The sequence below is a fragment of the Chromatium okenii genome, assembly GCF_002958735.1.
Lineage (GTDB): Bacteria > Pseudomonadota > Gammaproteobacteria > Chromatiales > Chromatiaceae > Chromatium > Chromatium okenii_A.
In genome coordinates this window covers 261,889-281,316 of record NZ_PPGH01000018.1, presented here as the reverse complement: position 1 = coordinate 281,316, position 19,428 = coordinate 261,889, and the positions used below count along the sequence as shown (strand labels likewise).

Here is a 19,428-nt window from a genome sequence, read left to right as displayed (position 1 = left end):
ATGGCTGCTGAGAAGAAATTTGCCGGTTACATCTGCACCGGCTGCGGCATCAGCGAGCGGCTGAATGTCAACCAACTCCAAACCGTCGCCACCCGCGAGGGCAAAATTGCTGAAGTAAAACAACACGCTCGGCTGTGTGCGCCCGACGGCGTGCAGCTCATTCGTGACGACATCGCTGCTGGCGCGACGCATTTGATGATCGCGGGCTGCTCGCGGCGTTCCAAGATGGAGGTATTCAATTTCGCCAACGTCGCCATGTCCCGCGCCAATCTGCGCGAAGGCGTGATCTGGGCGCGACCGAATGCGCCGGAACATCAAGAAACCACGCAGGAAATGGCCGCTGATTACATCCGCATGGCGTGTGCGGAACTCAAATATCTGAACATTCCTAGCCCGTCAGCGGAGCAAAAACTCAATAAAAACATCCTTGTCGTCGGCGGTGGCGTCACCGGCATGACCGCTGCGTTGGAAGTTGCCGCCGCCGGTTATCCGGCGCATCTGGTGTGCGACGAGGGCGAGCTGGGCGGCGCGTGGAAAGATTTGTACAAGCGCGTGCCATTTCGCGCTGCTGCGTCCGAAGTGCCAAACGGGCGCGATGTCGATTTGCCACTGCCGGAGGAGCCGGGCATCGCGGAAATGATCGCGCAAGTGCAAGCAAATCAGCGGATTACCGTGCATTTGAACGCGCATTTAGCGAAAACTTCTGGCGCACCGGGACGTTTTGCCGCCGATATTTGCAACACCGCTGGCGCGACCGTGACCGAGAATTTCGGCGCAATTATTCAAGCCAGCGATTTCAAGCCATACGATGCCAAGCAATTGCCTGAATTTGCGTATGGAAAAACTCCAGATGTCGTCACCAATTTTGAATTAGAACGGCTGGCAAAAGAGGCGAATGGTGCGCCCTTAAAACGTCCATCGGATGGCAAGGTGGTTGAATCCGTCACCTTTATTCAATGCGCCGGACAACGCTCAGAACAAGACGGACATTTGCCGTATTGCTCTGGGTTTTGCTGCACCGAGTCAATTAAACAAGCGTTGTATTTCAAAACGCAGAATCCTGATTGCGATACCACGATTTTATTTGATGATTTGCGCACACCCGGCGCAGCGGGCGAGGATTTTTATCGCTGCGGTCAACAAGAGATGGTGACATTCTCGAAAGGAAAAGCCAGCGCGGTGGTGAAAAACGGCGCGGGTTTAACGGTCAAATTTAAGGATTTGATTCTGAATGAAGACACCGAATTGAATTGCGATTTGGTAGTCTTGGCGACTGGTCAGGTGCCGAATAATGGCCCCGATCCGTATGCGCAATTAGCGGTTGATGAGGCGGAGACGGAAGAAGAGAAGGAAGCGGCGCGGCGTAAATTAGAAGTTGCGCCACCGTCCATTCTCAATCTTGATTATCGGCAGGGCACGGATTTACCGCAATTAAAGCACGGTTTTGTGGATAGCCATTTCATTTGTTTCCCGTATGAAACGCGGCGCACCGGTATTTATGCGGCCGGCCCCGTGCGGCGTCCGATGGATATGAAACAGGCAATGGATGATGCGGCTGGCGCGGCAATGAAAGCGATTCAAGCGGCAGAAAGTGCTGCCAATAGCGCCGCTGTTCATCCGCGAGTCGGTGATTTGAGTTATCCGAAATTCCGTAAAGAAGGTTGCACGCAATGCAAACGCTGCACGGTTGAATGCCCATTCGGTGCGATCAATGAAGACGAACAGAAGTATCCGGTGTTTAATGAATCGCGCTGTCGGCGCTGCGGGACGTGCATGGGCGCGTGTCCGGTGCGGGTGATTTCATTCGAGAACTATTCGATTGATTCAGTGAATCAGCAGATTAAAGCGGTGGATATTCCCGATGAGTTTTCGGAAAAGCCGCGTATTCTGGTATTAGCTTGCGAAAATGATGCGTATCCAGCATTGGATATGGCGGCGCAAGCAGGAATTGAAACGACGCCATTTGTGCGCGTGGTTCCGGTGCGCTGTTTGGGTTCAGTGAGTTTATCGTGGATTACCGATTCATTGAGTTCCGGTTTTGATGGCATTGTTTTGATGGGATGTCGCCGCGATGAAGATTACCAATGTCATTTCGTGCGCGGCTCGGCAATTGCTGCGGAACGCTTGAGTAAAGTGGGCGATACGCTGACCCAGCTCAATTTAGAACCGGAGCGCATCGTGGTACACGAAGTCGCAATTACCGATTTAGCACGCGCACCACGTCTGTTAAATGACATGGCAGCAACCATTGAAAAAATCGGCATGAGTTCATTCAAGTTCTGAGGCAATGCGTATGCAAACGCAGGCAATACAATGATGATTGTGTTATTGCCTGCGTTATACGCTACCAGCCGGATTGAATGAAAAAACTGCCCCGATTTTAGAATTCGCGGAGAATACAAATGGGCGATACCAGCAAGAATTACCGCCTCAACTTTTTGAAAGAAGTTGAAGCGAATGTGGAAGAAGGCGAATGGGTGAAGATGTGTATGCAGTGCGGCGTGTGCTCCGGCTCCTGTCCGCTCGGCAAGTTTTGGGATCATCCGCCGCAAGAGATTTTTATGATGATTCGCGCTGGCAAACGCGAAGAAGTATTAACCTCGAATGCAATGTGGATGTGTACCTCTTGTTATAATTGCATCGTGCGTTGTCCGCGTGAATTGCCAATTACGCATATCATGCACGGTTTAGCGCATTATGCGAAACGCCTCGGTTTAGTTCAGCAACAGCAACCGACCGCCAAATTTGCGCAATTGTTCTGGAATAACCTGAGTAAAAAAGGTCGCGTCAACGAATTAAAACTTGGTGTCAATCTGTATTTTATGAATGGCATTGGTGAAGGCTTCAAAACCAGTTTGAAGATGAAAGACATCGGCATGGGGATGATGAAAACCAAGCGGATGAATCCGCTAGAAATCGTCGGCGGTCATGGTTTGAAAGATGTCAAAGGGTTCCAAGCGATGCTGAAAAAAGCGCAGGAACTTGAAGATCAACGCATTGCTGCGCAGCACCCCTGAACGGAGGTTTTTTCATGGCTAAACGCCAATACTCGTTTTATCCCGGCTGCTCTTCACAAAAGGGTGCTTCTTCGTCGAATTATTTAATCTCTGCGCAAACGATGTGCGAAGAGTTGGATATTCAATTGAATGAAATCCCCGATTGGAATTGTTGCGCAGCGTCGATTGGTTACGCTGGTGGCGGTGAATTGCCGCGCTTGACGTTATCAGCGCGGAATATCGCGTTGTCTGAAAAACACAATCCGGGTCAAGATATTGTGGCGACGTGCGCTGCCTGTTGGTTATCGACGCGAGAAGCTGCCGAACGCTTGCAGCATGATCCGGCATTAGCGAAAGATGCGAATATCGCGCTGGCGGAAGCAGGTTTGACCTTAAAAAACCAGACGCCAATTAAACATATGGTGGAGGTTTTAATTCAAGACATCGGCTATGACACCATTAAAACCAAGGTGAAGCGTCCGCTGGCGGGATTGAAAATTGCGGGTTATGTGGGCTGCCAAACCAATCGCCCGTTTGGGATTGCGGGCGAATCATTTGAAAATCCGCAATATCTGGATCGTTTAATTGAAACGCTCGGCGCTGATTCTATTCCGCAGTTTGAAAAGAAAGTGCAATGCTGCGGTGGGGCGTTGGCGTTTTCAGAGCCAGCAAAGTCGCAGGAGATGATTAAAGGCATTTTGGAATCTGCGCATGATAATGGTGCGGATTTAATTGTGACGCCGTGCCCGGTGTGTCAAATGAATGCCGAGGTCTATCAAGAGCAAATTAACGCGACCTATGGCACCAATTTTAAGATGCCGGTGGTGTATTATTCGACGTTAATGGCAATTGCGTTTGGACGTTCGGCTAAAGATGCAGCATTGACTGGGCAGGTGGTGCCGGCGGATAAATTGGCAGCAATTGCTGGCGAATAGCAGTGTGAATTGTTGAATGAAAAAAGCCCGCACTTGCGGGCTTTTTTAATGATGAAGTGCGAGCATAACGTGGTGCAGTTGGTTTATGGCGAAACTTCGTTAAGATGACTGCCGATCTGGCAGCAGGCGATGGCGAACATCGTCGCTGCTGCAACTCACCGTTAAGGAATCTCCATGAGCGCCATTCCGCTTGATTTTGTTCGCACCACCACTCGCCTTTCCGAAGATGTCACTCAACCGTTTCCCAATTCCCGCAAGATTTATGTCACCGGCTCGCGCCCTGATGTGCGCGTTCCAATGCGCGAAGTGACGCTCACGCCAACGCAGACTAATCAGGGCGAAGAAGAAAATCCGCCGGTATTTTTATATGACACTTCAGGGCCTTACACCGATCCGACGGTGCAAATTGATCTGATGGCGGGGCTGGCAGAAGTGCGTTCGGCGTGGATTAACGAGCGCGGCGATACCGAATTGCTCACCGGTCCGACCTCCGCGTTTGGGCACACCCGCCAGAACGATCCGCAATTGGCGCATCTGCGGTTTGAGCATCTGCGCACTCCACGTCGGGCGAAAGCTGGCTGCAACGTGACGCAAATGCACTACGCCCGGCGCGGCATCATCACGCCAGAAATGGAATATGTCGCCATCCGCGAGAACCTGCGCCTCGACGAACTTCGCGCCGATCCGCGTTACACCAAATTGCTGCGCCAGCATCGCGGCCAGAGTTTTGGCGCGGCGCTGCCCGATTTGATCACGCCGGAATTCGTGCGCAGTGAAATCGCTCGCGGTCGCGCCATTATTCCCGCCAATATCAATCATCCTGAAGTCGAACCGATGATTATCGGGCGCAATTTCCGCGTGAAAATCAACACCAATATCGGCAATTCGGCAGTCAGTTCGTCGATTGCGAAGAGGTGGAAAAGATGGTGTGGTCGGCGCGTTGGGGCGGCGACACGCTGATGGATTTGTCCACCGGCAAACACATTCACGAAACCCGCGAGTGGATTTTGCGCAACGCGCCGATGCCGATTGGAACCGTGCCATTTATCAGGCGCTCGAAAAAGTGGACGGTCGCCCAGAGAATTAACGTGGGAAATCATGCGCGATACGCTGATTGAACAGGCCGAGCAGGGCGTTGATTACTTCACCATTCACGCGGCGTGTTGCTGCGGTATGTGCCACTGACTGCCGAGCGACTGACCGGGCATCGTGTCACGCGGCGGTTCGATTCTGGCGAAATGGTGTCTGGCGCATCATCAGGAAAATTTCCTGTACACCCATTTCGGCGAAATCTGCGAATCATGCAAGCCTATGATGTTGCGTTCAGTTTGGGCGACGGCTTGCGTCCCGGCTCGCTGGCGGATGCCAATGATCGCGCCCAGTTTGCCGAATTGGAAACGCTCGGCGAATTGACCAAATTCGCGTGGGAGCGCGACGTGCAGGTGATGATCGAAGGTCCCGGTCATGTGCCGTTGCAGATGATTGAGAAAACATGACCAAGGAATTGGCGGACTGCCACGAAGCGCCGTTTTATACGCTTGGCCCGCTGATTACCGACATCGCGCCAGCATACGATCACATCACTTCTGGCATCGGCGCAGCCAATATCGGTTGGTATGGAACCGCGATGCTGTGCTACGTCACGCCGAAAGAGCATCTCGGTTTGCCGAATAAAGAAGATGTGCGCGACGGCATCGTCACTACAAAATTGCCGCTCATGCCGCTGATTTGGCGAAGGTTTGCCCGGCGCACAACTCCGCGACAACGCGCTGTCCAAAGCGCGGTTTGAATTCCGCTGGGACGATCAATTCAATCTCGCGCTCGATCCCGACCGCGCCCGCACTTTTCACGATCAAACCATGCCGCAAGCGCGCACAAGGTCGCGCATTTCTGTTCGATGTGCGGGCCGCATTTCTGCTCGATGAAAATTACCCAAGACGTGCGCGATTACGCGCTGGCGCATCAAATTGATGCAGTGGAAACCGCGCTGGAGGTCGGAATGCAGGAACAAGCGCAGAAATTCCGTGAGGATGGCGCAGTGATTTATCAGGCGGTGTAACCAGTGGCAACGATGGAAAATTTCACGGGCGAGGTCATGGTTGGTCAACGCTGGTTGAGCGACACCCAAAGCGAATTGGGGCTGGGTATCGTCACGGCAATCGAAGGGCGTTGTATTCGCATCAATTATCCTGCCACTGGCGAAACGCGGTTGTATGCGCTGGCCGAAGCACCGTTGACGCGGGTGGAATTAGCAGTCGGCGAACGGGTGCGGGATCGCGCTGGGCAGCAGTTGCGCGTTACCGGCATTCGCGCCAGCGGCGGTTTGCTCATTTACGATTGCGAAACGCTCGACGGCAGCAGTTGCCAATTGCCAGAAGCCGAATTGGATGATCGGCTGCGACTCAATCGCCCTCGGCAGCGCCTGCTGGCTGGGCGCGTAGATGCCGATCATTGGTTTATCTGCGTTATCACACTTGGCAGCAGGGAATGCGCGAAGCCAGCTCGCCGACGCTGGGACTGCTCGGCGCTCGCGTCGCGCTGATTCCGCATCAGCTCGGCTTGGCTGCCGAAGTGGCAGAACGTGCTGCGCCGCGAGTGCTGTTGGCGGATGAAGTGGGCTGGGCAAAACCATCGAAGCCGGTTTGATTGTGCACCGCATGTTGTTGACCGGACGCGCCCAGCGAGTGCTGATCGTCACGCCCGAACCGCTGCTGCATCAGTGGCTGGTGGAAATGCGCGGCGGTTCAATCTGCGGTTTGCGCTGTTCGACGACGAGCGCATGGACATGACCAACGCCGACAGCAATCCATTTTTGGATGAGCAGCAGGTGCTCTGTAGTTTGGACGTGCTGCTCGCCAGCCCAGCGATCAAACGCGCCGTCTCGCTGGGCAATGGGATGTGCTGGTGGTCGATGAAGCGCATCACCTCGGCTGGTCGGAAACTGCCGTCAGCCCGGAATATGCGTTGATCGCGGGGCTGGCGGAATGCACGCCGGCGTGTTGCTGCTCACTGCGACGCCAGAGCAACTCGGTCGCGCTGGGCATTTCGGGCGACTGCGGTTACTTGATCCGGCGCGGTTTCACAGCTTGCGCGTTTGAAGCGAAGCCGCCGGTTATGCACCAATTGCCGCGCTCGCGCTCGCTTGTTGGATGACGAACCGTTGACCGCTGCCGATCACGAGTTGCTGCAATCGTTGGATAAATCCTCCTTTTTTGACAAATCCCCCAACCCCCCTTTGCTAAAGGGGGGCTTTCTGCTTCTCCCCCCTTAGAAAAAGCCACCTCTTCATCTCCCCCCTTAGAAAAAGGGGGGCAGGGGGGGATTTCAAATCTGATTGAGCAATTACTGGATCGTCACGGCACTGGGCGAGTGCTGTTCCGCAACACTCGCGCTGCGGTTGCCGGTTTTCCGCAGCGGCAATTGCTGGCGTATCCGCTGGCGCGGGGCGAAATGGAAGCGCCAAACAGTGACACCGATCCGCGTATTGACTGGCTGATTGCCACGTTGCGCGAACTGCGCCCAGCGAAAGTGCTGCTGATTTGCGCCCACGCCAAAACGGTGCTGGCGCTGCGCGAAGAGTTATTCCGGCGAGCGGGAATTTATGCGGCGATCTTCCACGAGCACATGGACATCGTGGAGCGCGACCGCGCTGCCGCGTATTTCGCGGCGGTGGAAGACGGGACGCAAATCCTGTTGTGTTCGGAAATCGGCAGCGAAGGGCGCAATTTCCAATTCGTGCATCATCTCGTGCTGTTTGATTTGCCGCTGGAACCGGATTTGTTGGAGCAGCGCATCGGGCGACTGGATCGCATCGGTCAAACCGAAACCATTCGGCTGCATGTACCCTATCTCACTGATAGTTCTGAAGAAGTGCTGTTTCGTTGGTATGCCGAAGGGCTGGGCGCGTTTGATGCGATTTGCCCAGCGGCAGCCAATGTTTATGACCGCCAGCGCGAGACGCTTCATGCAGCGCTGGAGAATCTCAATCAAGCCGAGGCGCTCATTGCCGAGACGCGCCAGCTCACGACTCAATTCAACGCCGAACTCGCCGCTGGGCGGGATCGGTTGTTGGAACTGCATTCGCATCGTCCGGCAGTGTCCGCCGCGCTGGTTGCTGCGATTGCTGAAGTGGACGCTCGCCGCGATGTCGCCAGTTATATGCAGCAATTTTGGGATGGATTTGGCGTCGAAGCGGAGCCGGGCGCTGGCGGTTCAGTGGTGATTCGCCCCGGCGCAGAAATGTTGCACGAAACTTTCCCGCGTTTGCCGGAGGACGGATTGACCGCGACTTTCACGCGGAGCGATGCGCTGGCGCACGAAGACCGCGAGTTCCTGACGTGGGAACATCCGATGGTGCGCGAGAGCATGGAATTGTTGACTGCTTCCGATTTAGGCGCTGCCGCGATTACGCTGATTCATAACGGAAAGTTTGCGCAACCGACGCTGTTTCTGGAAATGCTGTTTGTCGCCGATTGCCCAGCGCCGCCGGAATTGCAGATCGGGCGCTTTTTACCGCCAACGCTGCTGCGGTTATTACTGGATGGAGCGGGGCGCGATTGCGCCGATGAATTTCCGCATGAAACGCTGCGCGGCGACTGTTTGACCCACAATTCGGCGCTGGCGCGATCCGTGATTGCCTCGCAAACGGCGCGGCTGGCGACGCTGATTGAACGCGGCGAAACGCTGGCGCAGGCGGCGCTGGGCGGTTTGGAAACGACAGCGCGGACGCAAATGCACAGCGCCCTCGGCGCAGAAGTGGAGCGGTTAACCGCGCTGGCGCAGGTCAATCCCAGCGTGCGCCCCGATGAAATTGCGTTTTTGCGGCATCGCCGCGAGCAGCTTGATCGTGCACTCGGACGGGTGGAATTGCGGTTGGATGCGCTGCGGTTGGTGGTGATGACTTGAATCGCAAATTCATTACCACTTTTTACAAAGAGTGAGTACAAACACTGACGGTTTAACTGCGTCACTTTCACACAGTTACGCAGATTTTAATCTGGCTAATTGAGAGCATTTTCAATCGTGATTTGTTCATCAGGCGCAGTCTCATCCAATGAGATATTGAATTGCTCATCAGTATTCGATTTGGCAGCAGTTTTTAACACGCTGCGCAACAGCGGTAAATCAATCAATTCCCGTTTTTCAATCATATCTTGCACGGTAACAATCCGAATTACTGGATCATTCCGATCATGTGATTCATAGTGATAAAAACCAGCATCTAGTGCCTCTTGTTTCATGTCAGTTGTTGGTTTTTGCAGCGTGATAAAAATACCCATCACGGCTTTTTCACGAATGCGATCACTGTTTAATTTGGCAATATCACCGCGATTCACCTTGCCAGATTTCACCTGAAACACCACCGGGGCACTGCTATTCTTACCCGTGGCAATATAAACGATGCCATCAATACCGCGATCCTTGCCTTTCTTTTCATTGATGATTGCGTGATTTTTGCTATAGGTTAATACCGCCCATTTCTCAAACTCTTTGCGCAACCGATCATCTGTTTTATTCGCCAGTGCGCTGGCGGATTCCATATCTCGCGGAATGCCGTTTAAGGTGATGGTATTCAGAACGGCAGCGCCAAATTGGTCTTCTAAGCGTTTGAGCACGACCGCAATACTTTGATAAGTAATATCAATACCAATCCATTGGCGTTTTAATCGCTGCGCAACTGCAACGGTCGTGCCACAACCACAATAGGCATCTAAAATCACATCGCCCTCATTGCTGCTGGCTTGAATGATGCGCTCCAATAATGTCTCTGGTTTTTGCGTGGGATAACCGAGGCGTTCTTTAGCAGATGAGTTGAGTATTGGAATGTTCCAAACACTATCTAACGGTTTCCCAGTGGCAATGACATCGGAGACCAATCGCTTATATCTTTTTCCTGTTTTTCCACCATCAGCAAAAACATATTCAACTCCATTTTCATCGAGCATAACATCATGACGTTTTGCTAAAAATTCTTGTTTATCCCATCGTTCGGAAACTTCATTAAAGGTTGTGTTAGCGTTTAATTTTGAGTAAAACAAAATAACATCATGTTTACGACTAAAATGATGTTTATGAAATGCTGTACGCTGACCATAATGCCAAATAATTTCATTTCTAAAATCTCCACCCCGCGCACAAAACACGCTATCTAAAATCAATTTCAAATAATGCGAAGCAGTGGGATCGCAATGCAGATAAAAACTGCCGGTGGGTTTCAATACGCGCTGAATCTCATTCACCCGCTGCGTCATGCTCACCAGATAAGATAATAAACCGCTGTGCCCTAAAACTGCATCGAATCCTTTGAGCAATTCAATCGTTTGGCGCGTATAACGTCCGCCTTCATTGCCGATAATTTCGATTAAAGCGCGATCTGCCAACGCATTCCAAGTCCAAGTATCAACAAAGGCTTGTGCTTGCGCCTGATCTTCCTTGCCGACATTGGTATAAATCTGAAAGTAATTGCGCTTGGAATTAAACGGTGGGTCGATATAACACAGATCAATGCTGTCTTTTTCAATTTTGTAGCGCAGCACGTCCAGATTGTCGCCATAATACAATTCGTTGTTATTCATGCGCTTTACCATGTTTAAGAGTGACGCAATTAAAAACTTAACTTTCTGATGTTCATTAAAACTTAATTGCGCAGCGCACAAATTAGTTTGAATAAAATAAGATATTTAGAAACTCAAAAGTATCGGTTCAAGTTTCAAGCCAAAACGTGACCGGGCCGTCGTTGACCAATGCGACCTGCATGTCAGCGGCAAATTGTCCGGTCGCCACGAGCGGATGTGCTGCAACTGCTTGATTCACCAAATAATCGAATAACCGTTGACCCTCGGCGGGCGCAGCAGCACTGGTGAAGCTGGCGCGAGTGCCGCGCTGCGTATCCGCCGCCAGCGTGAATTGCGGAACCAGCAGTAGTCCGCCATTGATGTCCTGCACACTGCGATTCATGCGGTCGGCAGCGTCGGGAAACACCCGATAACTCAGCAGCCGCGCCAGCAATCGCTCCGCTCGCGCTTCGGTGTCGCCGCGCTGCACTCCGATCAACACCAGCAAGCCGCGTTCAATCGCGCCGACCGTTTCGCCGTTGACCGTCACTTCCGCCCGCGTGACCCGCTGCAACAAACCAATCACGCCAGTTCTCGCGCAAAGCGATCCGTTGCTGCAACCAGTGCGGCGCGAATTCCCGGCTCAAATGCCGAATGCCCAGCGGTGGGAATGATCTGCAATTCCGCCGTTGGCCACGCTTGATGCAGTTCCCACGCCGAGCGCAGCGGACAAATTAAATCGTAGCGACCTTGCACGATCACGCCGGGAATGGATGCCAATCGGTGCGCATCGCGCAGCAGTTGGTCGGGTTCCAAAAAAGCGCGATGGACGAAATAGTGGCTTTCAATTCGCGCCAAACTGAGCGCGAGATGCGGCTGGGCAAAATGTGCTTGCAAATCAGCATTGGACAGCAGCGTTGCCGTGCGCCCTTCCCAAATCGACCAGGCTTTTGCCGCTGCCATTCGCGTCACTTCGTCGCTGCCGGTCAAGCGCCGGTGATAGGCAGTCAACAGGTCATCGCGCTCGGCAACCGGAATCGGTGCGAGAAAATCTGCCCAGAAATCAGGAAACACCCAATTCGCGCCGTCCTGATAAAACCAGCGAATCTCCGCTTCGCGGCACAGAAAAATCCCGCGCACAATCAACGCAGTCACGCGCTCGGGATGGGTTTGGGCGTAAGCCAGCGCCAGCGTCGAACCCCACGAACCGCCAAACACCAGCCAGCGTTCAATGCCGAGATGTTGGCGAATGCGTTCGAGATCGGCGACCAAATCCCAAGTGGTGTTGGCATTTAATGCTGCGTGTGGCGTGGAGCGCCCGCAGCCGCGTTGATCGAACAGCACGGCGCGATAACGGTCGGGATTGAAAAAACTGCGGTGTGCGGGTTCGCAACCTGCGCCGGGACCGCCGTGCAAAAACACGGCAGGAATCCCGTCTGGGCATCCGCATTCTTCGAGATACAAGCGATGTCCGTCGCCCACGGCGAGCGAGTGCGTGGCGAATGGCTTGATGATGGGATAAAGATCGGCGCTGTTAGTGTCCACGAATACCGCTAACCAATTGAATGAATAAATTTTATGACCGGCGTGTCAGGTCGCGCAGCAGGCGATGCACGATTGCCGTCAACCGCTGGCGATCATATTTGCCGGACGCGAGCAGCGGCAACCGGCGCATTCGCAGCACTTGGCGCGGCTGTTCTGCGCCGGATAATTGCGTCTGACACCAGCGTTGCACCGCCGCTGCATCTGATTCGCCGCGATACACCGCAATCAGTTGATGTCCCCAAATGCTGTCGTCGAGCACCACAATCACTGCTTCGGCAACGCCCGGCGCTGCGTTAATGACCGTTTCCACTCGCGCCAGCGACACGTTATTTCCGCCAATCACACAAACGTCATCAGCGCGTCCGTGCAGATGCAACTGCCCCTCGGCGTTCAGGCAACCGAGATCGGCGGTTTCAAACCAACCGTTCACCAGACCGATTCCCGGCTGGCGCTGCGGCGTGGCATAACCCGCCATCACCATTGCGCCGCGTATTCGCAAACGCTGCGCTGGCGCGATGCAGTCGGGCGCTTGCACTTCCACACCAGCGGAAAGTTTTAAGCCCGTTGACAAATCCCCCCAACCCCCCTTTTCCAAAGGGGGGCTTTTCTTACTCCCCCCTTTGGAAAAGGGGGGGCGGGGGGGATTTCTCACCGCAATTTGGCTGGCGGTTTCGGTCATGCCGTAGCTGAGATAAACCGGCCACCCAGCGACCAGCGCCCGCTGCAACAGCGCCGGACTGATGGCTTGTCCGCCCACGAGCAGCACCCGCAACGCTGGCGGCGGCATCGGATCAAGATCGAGCAACCGCGCTAGCATCGGCGGCACGACTGACAGATGTGTTACCGGCTGGCGCTGCAAATCAGCCAGCACCTTTGCGGCATCAAAACCATCGTGCAGCAGCAGCGTCGCCCCTGCCAACGCAGTGCGATAACTGATTGAAATTCCGCCGATATGACACAGGCGCAAACAGGCTAACCAGCAGTCGCCAGCCTGCAATCCCAGCCGCGCATTCGCCGCCTGCGCTGAGGCGAGCAGGTTGTCTCGCGTCAACATGACGACCTTCGGAGTGCCGCTGCTGCCGCTGGTGTTGATGAGGAGCGCCAGCGCAGTTTTCGTCGCCAGTACGGTGTTGCAACCGGTTTCAACCAATTGATTAGATTCAGGAAACCAGCGCCATTCCGCGCCCGTGGTGGCGACCAATTGAGCAATTTGGGCTGGTGTGGCATTGGCGCGATAGGGCAACAGTGCGGCGCCGAGAGTGGCGAGCGCGTGTTGCAGCAAAATGAGATCAAACGCTGGCGCGTCCGGCGCTAACACCACTTGCCCAGCACGGAGACCTTGCGCCGTGAGAAAGTCAGCGCGGTGCTGGGCACGAGTGCGTAATGCGGCAACGCTCCAACATTCCGCGCCATAAATCAGTGCTGGAGCGGTGGCGATCACCAATGCACTTCAAACACACACCGGCGGTCGCCCTTGGCATGACAGGCGATTTCGGTGACGACGGCTTTTTTGTGCACCAACTGCCGAAACAGCCGCTCAAACGTCCCGACGTAATAATCACACAGCGGTTCATCCGCCGTTTCGCCGCGACAAATCAACGAGTTGGTGATGAAAATCATCGGCGGAAATTTCGGTTCAGCGTCAAAAATTCCCGTGCCGACGAACGTCCACGCATTGCCGCGAATGGCTTTGAGCAGCACTCGCGCTGCCAATCGTGCCGGAAGGATTTTTAACAGCCGTTGCGCCGAGCGCGGAATGCGGTTCGCCAGCAGATAATCGCCGGTGCGCAGCCCCGCATCTCGCGCCACTGCTCGCGCTGCCGGAATGCCGAGCTGCGCCCGCAACGCTTGTTGCAGCGCGATGGCTTCGCCTTCCAGCACCATTTCAGTGGGCATCGCGTCGAGATAACGACTCAATTCGGCGCGGTTTAACAGTTCCGTCACTGCTGCCGTTCCATGCGCAGCTTCCAAAGCCTCGGCGACGCGAATGATGGAATTCGGGCCGATGCGTCCATGATGAATGTTTGCGGTCATCTACTTGATCCTAAACGCCTTTGCGCTGTGTCTAATTCTAAAAATGCGTCCTGTTCGGCACACAGATGCGCAAGCAAATAACGCCCTTCATCGGTGACGCGAATCCCGTCAGCGGACATTTCCACCAAACCCTGCGCGATGTGCTCGCGTAACCGGTCGTAATCCTGCGCCAAATCCGCTGCCACATTCGCTGGCAGTTGCAGGTTGCACATCAACGACAAAATCGCTTCGCCGCCGCCGATCGGTGTCGCTCAACCGCCGTCCCCACGCGACCGGCAATTGATAATGATCGAGCCGCGTTTGCCACGTTTTCAAATCGGTTCGTTCTGCACCAACACGCCGCCGACTTCGCCAATGCCGCTCGGTCCGAACGCGAGCACCTGTTTACTCGGCAGCGGGTGTAACCAATCGCGTTGTGATGCAGTCGCCCTTCGGTTTGGCATTCGCCAGCTCATCGGTTTCGCGGACAAACACGTCCAACCAACCCAGCGATAACCAGCCTCGGTAAAGGCATGAACTGCATCGTGAAATAGCGCCAACTTTTCCGCAGCGCTGGGCAATGATCGGTGTTAATGGCGTGTTGATGCGGGCGCGTCGCGGATCGTGGGTGTAACTGAAACAGGCCACGCGATCAGGACTGAGCGCGAGAATATGTTGCAGCGTCGATTGAAAACCTTGGCGCGTTTGAAAAGGTAAACCGTAAACGAGATCAAGGTTAATGCTATGAAAACCAGTCTCGCGGGCAGTTAAAAAGACATCGCGCACCATATCGAGTGATTGCACCCGACCAATAGCGCGTTGCACATCGCATTTAAATCTTGTACCCAAAACTAATCCGCCGAAAGCCTAATCCGTATAATAATTCCAATTGCCCAGCAGATGAGCGACGCGGGTTACATTCAATTGACGTACACGCATCAGGCGCAATACAAAAATACCGTTCGATGATTTCGACTAATCGCGCTAATTGCGGTTCATTGAGATGATTTGGAGTGCCGCCGCCGACGTGCAATTGATTCACCAGTCGCCCGCGTCCAATTGAATCTGTCACCAACGATAATTCGTTTTCTAGCGCGTCGAGATAACGATCAACTTTTTCCAAACTGTGCGTTACTGTGGTATCGCAGGCGCAATACAAACAGCGCACATGACAAAACGGAACGTGTACATAAATGCTAAGGCTTCTTCTGGACGCTGGTGCAATTCTGTCAGTACGTTGCGGTATTCAGCATCGCTAAAGGTGTTGTCACCTATAAATGGACTGGGTGCTGAACCGCAGCTTAATGGTGCGTGACCATGTCGTTCTAATAATTCAAGCGGTAAATTAGACGCTAACAGAGATGTCATATTGAAAACCCACTGAGTCAGATTGCGTTATCATCATTCTGGATGTCGCGGGTAATATTTAAAAATGCTCGTCTTTTGGCGGCATTATCAATAGACGCATGAGTTACACCTCAATTCATGGAAATGGTATGGATCAATAGCGGTTATTTATTGCGGATCATCGCGTCCAGTGCGGCGACGGCTGCGATTTAGTTTTAGTCGTAAAAGCGTCCACGTCGGACCAGATAATGCGTAGCCAGCGCGAGTAAAAATAACACTAATGGCGGATAAATAAAGACGATGGCAAATGCCAACATGACGACAACTGTGAGTAAAAATGGCACCTGTCCTTGCAAATTCAGCTGCTTAAAACTGAGATAGCGGAAATTACTCACCATCAATAATCCCGCGCCAGCAGTTAAAAAGGCGGTGAACCACGCCAGACTGGTTCCAGAGAGGTTGAGATCGTTGGCGGTCCAGATGCCGCTGGCGATGATGGCGGCAGCGGCGGGACTTGCCAGCCCTTGAAAATAGCGTTTATCTGCAACGCCAATTTGCGTATTGAATCGCGCTAAACGCAGCGCGGCGGCTGCGGTGTACACAAATGCGGCGAGCCAGCCGATTTTGCCGAGTGCGCCGAGTGCCCAGTGATAAGCCACTAACGCTGGGGCGACGCCAAACGCGACCATGTCCGAGAGGCTGTCGTATTCCGCGCCAAAATCGGTTTGGGTGTGGGTGAGGCGAGCGATGCGACCATCAAAGCCGTCGAGCACCATTGCCGCAAAAATTGCCAACGATGCCGCTTCAAAACGACCCTGCGTCGCCGCAAGTACGGCATAAAATCCCGCAAACAGCGCCGCTGTCGTGAACAGATTGGGCAATAGGTAGATGCCGCGAGGGCGTTTACGAGGAAAAGGAGTTTCGTCCATAGTGGTTCCAAACAGATAGAGTGAACGCCAACAGCATTAGTGAGTATAGCGCGGGAGTTGGCTCTGACTGATGCAGTTATCAGTTTAGGAGTTGAAAACACAAAATGTTGATTTGGTTGTTATTTGTCAGTTTTCAGTTGGTGGTGAGCACGTTGTTTTTACTGGCAACCGTTAACTGACACTTTTTTTCAACCGCATAATGCCAACAGTGATTAGTCATCGCGTTTCCTGCTGACAACTTTTTTAATACGGAATGTTTTGATCGATATGACCAGCAATTACGATGCTTCTGCGATTGAAGTGCTGATGGGACTTGATCCGGTGCGCAAACGCCCCGGCATGTACACCGACACCACGCGCCCGAATCACCTCGCGCAGGAAGTCATTGATAATAGTGTCGATGAGGCGCTGGCCGGTCACGCTCGCCGCATTGACGTGGTGTTGTACGCCGACAACTCGCTGGAAGTCAGCGATGACGGGCGCGGAATGCCGGTTGATCTGCATCCGCAGGAAGGTTTGCCCGGCGTTGAAGTCATCCTGACGCGGCTCCACGCCGGCGGCAAATTCAACGGCGAGCACTACCAATTTTCTGGCGGTTTGCACGGCGTCGGCGTGTCGGTGGTGAATGCGCTGGCGCAACGACTTGAAATTTGGGTGAAACGCGGCGGTGCGGAATATCAGATGCGCTTTGCGCACGGCGTGAAAACCAGCGATCTCACGCAGATCGGCACGGTTGGGCGCTCCAACACTGGAACACGGCTGCGTTTTTGGCCCGATCCCAGCTATTTCGACACGCCGAAATTCGCAGTGAAACCGTTGATTCATTTGCTCCGCGCCAAAGCGGTGCTCTGTCCCGGTTTGGAAGTGCGTTTCCGCGACGAAACCAGCGGCGAAATGCAAATCTGGTGTTACCGCGACGGATTAAAAAATTATCTGATTCAATCGGTTAATGGCGCAGAATTGCTTCCGGCGGAGACGTTCATCGGCGATTTTGCCAGCCCGAACGCCGCTGCAAGTTGGGCGCTGGCGTGGCTGCCGAATGGCGGCGAAGCAGTGGCGGAAAGTTACGTCAATCTCATTCCGACTGCGCAGGGCGGAACGCATGTCAACGGGCTGCGCAGCGGTTTGACCGAGGCAGTGCGCGAGTTTTGCGAATTCCGCAATGTGCTGCCGCGTGGCGTGAAACTCGCGCCGGAAGATGTGTGGAATCGCGTCAGCTACATCCTCGCCGTGAAACTGCGCGAACCGCAATTTTCCGGTCAAACCAAAGAACGGCTGTCGTCGCGGGAATGTGCCGCGTTTGTGTCCGGCGTGACCAAAGATGCGTTCAGTTTGTGGCTGAATCAGCACGTCGCCGAGGGCGAACGCATCGCGGAATTGGCAATCAACGCTGCACAAATTCGGCTTCGCGCTGGGCGCATCGTCACCCGCAAAAAAATCACGCACGGTCCCGCGTTGCCCGGCAAATTAGCCGACTGCACGACCACCGATCCTGAACGCGGGGAACTGTTTCTGGTGGAAGGCGATTCGGCAGGCGGTTCAGCGAAACAGGCGCGAGATCGGGAGTTTCAAGCGATTCTGCCGTTGCGCGGTAAAATCTTGAATACATGGGAAATTGACGCCAGCGCCGTCCTCGCCTCGCAGGAAGTACACGACATCGCCGTCGCCATCGGCGTTGATCCCGGTAGCGACGATTTGAGCCGATTGCGCTTCGGCAAAATCTGCATTTTGGCCGACGCCGATTCGGACGGCGCACACATTGCGACGTTGCTATGTGCCTTGTTTTTGCGGCATTTTCGGCGCTTAGTTGCCGAAGGTCATGTGTATGTCGCCATGCCGCCGTTGTATCGTATTGATGTCGGTCAACGGGTGTATTACGCATTGGATGATGATGAAAAAAATGGCGTGATTGATCGCCTAATCGCCGAGCAGATTAAAGGCAAAATTAATGTGCAGCGTTTCAAAGGATTAGGGGAAATGAATCCGCTGCAACTGCGCGAAACAACGATTCATCCAGACACGCGGCGACTGGTGCAATTAACCATTGAAAACGATGACGATACCGATCAACTGCTTGATCTATTGCTGGCAAAAAAACGCGCCGCAGATCGACGCAATTGGTTACAAGAAAAAGGCGATTTAGCTGCCGTTTAATTTGGCAATTAACGGAAGGAAACAATGGATAAGCATACCAACAAGATTATCGGCGTATTAATTGCAATCATCGCAGTGCTGGTCATATTTATTGCGCTGTCATCATCATCGACACTTGTGGTTGCAACGATTTCCTATATTTTAGGCACGATTATTGGATAAATTGTTTTTCCTTGCTGTTTAACATAACAAGCCACTTAAAATGCGCCTTACAATCATTGAACAAGAAACCATTCATCAAGCAATCACTGCCGTTGACCCAAACGCCGAGATTTATCTCTTTGGATCACGCACTGACGATCAAGCACGAGGCGGCGATATTGATCTGTTTGTGTTATCAAACCGCATTGATTTGATGAATAAACTTGAGATATTGGCACAACTGCATCGGCATTTGGGAGAACAGAAAATTGATGTGATGATTGAATCAGACACTGCGCATCCATTAGCACAAATTGCAACCAAAAGCGGAATACGATTATGAACCCAGAAAAAATCCAATGGCTGCGTGGAGAACTTGTTAATCTTGAATCGGCAGCAACCCATTTACAGTTTTCATTAGAACGTTCGCAACAATTGATTCATTGCTCGACGTGGGCACTTGAAGAATTGGAACGTTTAGAATCGCTCACCAGTCGTTTTGCACGGCTTGCTGATCTGTTAATACAGCGCGTGATGCGGTTGATTGATGAATTAGAATTAACGCCGCAAGGTACTGTTTTAGATCGTATTCAACGTGCAGAAAAGCGGGGTTGGATGGCGCAAGCAGGTCAGTTGGTGCAAATTCGTGAATTAAGAAATCTGATTGCCCATGAATACGCGAATGATAAAATGCCTGAAATTTATCGCGCAGTTGTAACACTCACGCCAGTGTTGTTGGCAGCAATTCCTCAAGTGAAACAATACAGCAATGCGTTAATTTCTCGTTATGACGCAGGTATTGTTTAGAAGTTAA

The 19,428-nt window shown here is 53.2% G+C and carries 24 protein-coding genes and 3 pseudogenes; 17 read left to right on the top strand and 10 right to left on the bottom strand.

Going from position 1 to position 19,428, the window contains the following annotated elements; all coding sequences use genetic code 11:
- The 13 genes and pseudogenes from CXB77_RS04315 (at window position 1) to rapA (ending at window position 8,836) form a co-directional block, all read left to right on the top strand.
- Window positions 1-2,283, top strand: coding sequence for a hydrogenase iron-sulfur subunit (locus tag CXB77_RS04315; protein WP_105072920.1), 2,283 nt, complete (start codon window positions 1-3; stop codon window positions 2,281-2,283).
- 119 nt (window positions 2,284-2,402) lie between these two features.
- On the top strand, window positions 2,403-3,017 hold the full coding sequence (locus tag CXB77_RS04310; RefSeq protein ID WP_105072919.1) for a 4Fe-4S dicluster domain-containing protein: 615 nt from the start codon (window positions 2,403-2,405) through the stop codon (window positions 3,015-3,017).
- Between the two features lie 14 nt (window positions 3,018-3,031).
- The gene (locus CXB77_RS04305; protein WP_105072918.1) at window positions 3,032-3,931 is read left to right on the top strand and encodes a CoB--CoM heterodisulfide reductase iron-sulfur subunit B family protein; all 900 of its coding nucleotides are present in this window, start codon (window positions 3,032-3,034) and stop codon (window positions 3,929-3,931) included.
- A 174-nt stretch (window positions 3,932-4,105) separates the two neighbouring features.
- Window positions 4,106-5,116, top strand: a pseudogene (locus CXB77_RS24410) (phosphomethylpyrimidine synthase ThiC).
- 53 nt (window positions 5,117-5,169) lie between these two features.
- A pseudogene (locus CXB77_RS24405) lies at window positions 5,170-5,720 on the top strand (phosphomethylpyrimidine synthase ThiC).
- Entirely contained in the window at window positions 5,671-5,856 is a 186-nt protein-coding gene (locus CXB77_RS24400; protein ID WP_277949341.1) for a phosphomethylpyrimidine synthase ThiC, read from the top strand. Before CXB77_RS24405 ends, CXB77_RS24400 begins: the two are co-directional and overlap by 50 nt.
- Window positions 5,853-5,990 (top strand): hypothetical protein, encoded by a 138-nt coding sequence (locus CXB77_RS24395; RefSeq protein WP_242445430.1) that lies wholly within the window; start codon window positions 5,853-5,855, stop codon window positions 5,988-5,990. Before CXB77_RS24400 ends, CXB77_RS24395 begins: the two co-directional genes overlap by 4 nt.
- 12 nt (window positions 5,991-6,002) lie before the next feature.
- Complete coding sequence (locus CXB77_RS21125; RefSeq protein WP_242445444.1) at window positions 6,003-6,473, top strand: hypothetical protein; 471 nt, start codon at window positions 6,003-6,005, stop codon at window positions 6,471-6,473.
- The gene (locus tag CXB77_RS21120) at window positions 6,419-6,577 is read left to right on the top strand and encodes a hypothetical protein (RefSeq protein ID WP_242445429.1); all 159 of its coding nucleotides are present in this window, start codon (window positions 6,419-6,421) and stop codon (window positions 6,575-6,577) included. Before CXB77_RS21125 ends, CXB77_RS21120 begins: the two co-directional genes overlap by 55 nt.
- A 2-nt stretch (window positions 6,578-6,579) precedes the next feature.
- Window positions 6,580-6,720, top strand: a complete 141-nt coding sequence (locus tag CXB77_RS21115) for a hypothetical protein (RefSeq protein WP_242445428.1) — start codon at window positions 6,580-6,582, stop codon at window positions 6,718-6,720.
- Complete coding sequence (locus CXB77_RS21110) at window positions 6,717-6,899, top strand: hypothetical protein (protein WP_242445427.1); 183 nt, start codon at window positions 6,717-6,719, stop codon at window positions 6,897-6,899. The genes CXB77_RS21115 and CXB77_RS21110 overlap by 4 nt, the downstream gene beginning before the upstream one ends.
- 126 nt (window positions 6,900-7,025) lie before the next feature.
- Window positions 7,026-7,202, top strand: a complete 177-nt coding sequence (locus tag CXB77_RS21105; protein ID WP_242445426.1) for a hypothetical protein — start codon at window positions 7,026-7,028, stop codon at window positions 7,200-7,202.
- 98 nt (window positions 7,203-7,300) lie between these two features.
- Window positions 7,301-8,836, top strand: coding sequence for an RNA polymerase-associated protein RapA (rapA, locus tag CXB77_RS04290; protein ID WP_242445425.1), 1,536 nt, complete (start codon window positions 7,301-7,303; stop codon window positions 8,834-8,836).
- Window positions 8,837-8,931: 95 nt separating this feature from the next.
- On the opposite strand, the gene CXB77_RS04285 is transcribed toward rapA, so the two are convergent.
- The 10 genes and pseudogenes from CXB77_RS04285 to pssA all read right to left on the bottom strand — a co-directional run bounded on the left by CXB77_RS04285 (window position 8,932) and on the right by pssA (window position 16,319).
- Complete coding sequence (locus CXB77_RS04285; RefSeq protein WP_197710991.1) at window positions 8,932-10,506, bottom strand: DNA methyltransferase; 1,575 nt, start codon at window positions 10,504-10,506, stop codon at window positions 8,932-8,934.
- Between the two features lie 127 nt (window positions 10,507-10,633).
- Entirely contained in the window at window positions 10,634-11,071 is a 438-nt protein-coding gene (dtd, locus tag CXB77_RS04280) for a D-aminoacyl-tRNA deacylase (protein ID WP_105072916.1), read from the bottom strand.
- Entirely contained in the window at window positions 11,068-12,030 is a 963-nt protein-coding gene (gene pip / locus CXB77_RS04275) for a prolyl aminopeptidase (protein ID WP_105072915.1), read from the bottom strand. The genes dtd and pip overlap by 4 nt, the downstream gene beginning before the upstream one ends.
- Window positions 12,031-12,061: 31 nt before the next feature.
- Window positions 12,062-13,471 (bottom strand): AMP-binding protein, encoded by a 1,410-nt coding sequence (locus CXB77_RS04270; RefSeq protein WP_242445424.1) that lies wholly within the window; start codon window positions 13,469-13,471, stop codon window positions 12,062-12,064.
- The gene (bchJ, locus tag CXB77_RS04265) at window positions 13,468-14,064 is read right to left on the bottom strand and encodes a bacteriochlorophyll 4-vinyl reductase (RefSeq protein ID WP_105072913.1); all 597 of its coding nucleotides are present in this window, start codon (window positions 14,062-14,064) and stop codon (window positions 13,468-13,470) included. Before bchJ ends, CXB77_RS04270 begins: the two co-directional genes overlap by 4 nt.
- The gene (locus CXB77_RS21100) at window positions 14,061-14,276 is read right to left on the bottom strand and encodes a hypothetical protein (RefSeq protein WP_347338052.1); all 216 of its coding nucleotides are present in this window, start codon (window positions 14,274-14,276) and stop codon (window positions 14,061-14,063) included. Before CXB77_RS21100 ends, bchJ begins: the two co-directional genes overlap by 4 nt.
- Window positions 14,277-14,448: 172 nt before the next feature.
- On the bottom strand, window positions 14,449-14,892 hold the full coding sequence (locus CXB77_RS21095) for a hypothetical protein (protein ID WP_242445422.1): 444 nt from the start codon (window positions 14,890-14,892) through the stop codon (window positions 14,449-14,451).
- Complete coding sequence (locus tag CXB77_RS21090; protein WP_242445421.1) at window positions 14,876-15,211, bottom strand: hypothetical protein; 336 nt, start codon at window positions 15,209-15,211, stop codon at window positions 14,876-14,878. Before CXB77_RS21090 ends, CXB77_RS21095 begins: the two co-directional genes overlap by 17 nt.
- The gene (locus CXB77_RS21085) at window positions 15,175-15,411 is read right to left on the bottom strand and encodes a hypothetical protein (protein ID WP_242445420.1); all 237 of its coding nucleotides are present in this window, start codon (window positions 15,409-15,411) and stop codon (window positions 15,175-15,177) included. Before CXB77_RS21085 ends, CXB77_RS21090 begins: the two co-directional genes overlap by 37 nt.
- A gap of 147 nt (window positions 15,412-15,558) precedes the next feature.
- Window positions 15,559-16,319 (bottom strand): annotated as a pseudogene (gene pssA / locus CXB77_RS04255) (CDP-diacylglycerol--serine O-phosphatidyltransferase).
- Between the two features lie 267 nt (window positions 16,320-16,586).
- On the opposite strand from pssA, the gene parE reads away from it, so the two are divergent.
- The 4 genes from parE to CXB77_RS04240 are packed head-to-tail and all read left to right on the top strand — an operon-like array spanning window position 16,587 to window position 19,421.
- Window positions 16,587-18,473 carry a DNA topoisomerase IV subunit B gene (parE, locus tag CXB77_RS04250; RefSeq protein ID WP_105072912.1) on the top strand — a complete coding sequence of 629 codons (1,887 nt, stop codon included), beginning with the start codon at window positions 16,587-16,589 and terminating at the stop codon, window positions 18,471-18,473.
- Window positions 18,474-18,497: 24 nt separating this feature from the next.
- A complete protein-coding gene (locus CXB77_RS19535; RefSeq protein WP_172452518.1) occupies window positions 18,498-18,635 on the top strand; it encodes a hypothetical protein in 138 nt (45 codons plus the stop codon).
- 40 nt (window positions 18,636-18,675) lie between these two features.
- Window positions 18,676-18,957: a nucleotidyltransferase domain-containing protein gene (locus CXB77_RS04245; protein ID WP_105072911.1), complete on the top strand. Its 282-nt coding sequence runs from the start codon at window positions 18,676-18,678 to the stop codon at window positions 18,955-18,957.
- The gene (locus tag CXB77_RS04240; protein ID WP_105072910.1) at window positions 18,954-19,421 is read left to right on the top strand and encodes a HepT-like ribonuclease domain-containing protein; all 468 of its coding nucleotides are present in this window, start codon (window positions 18,954-18,956) and stop codon (window positions 19,419-19,421) included. The genes CXB77_RS04245 and CXB77_RS04240 overlap by 4 nt, the downstream gene beginning before the upstream one ends.
- Window positions 19,422-19,428 lie beyond the last annotated feature (7 nt).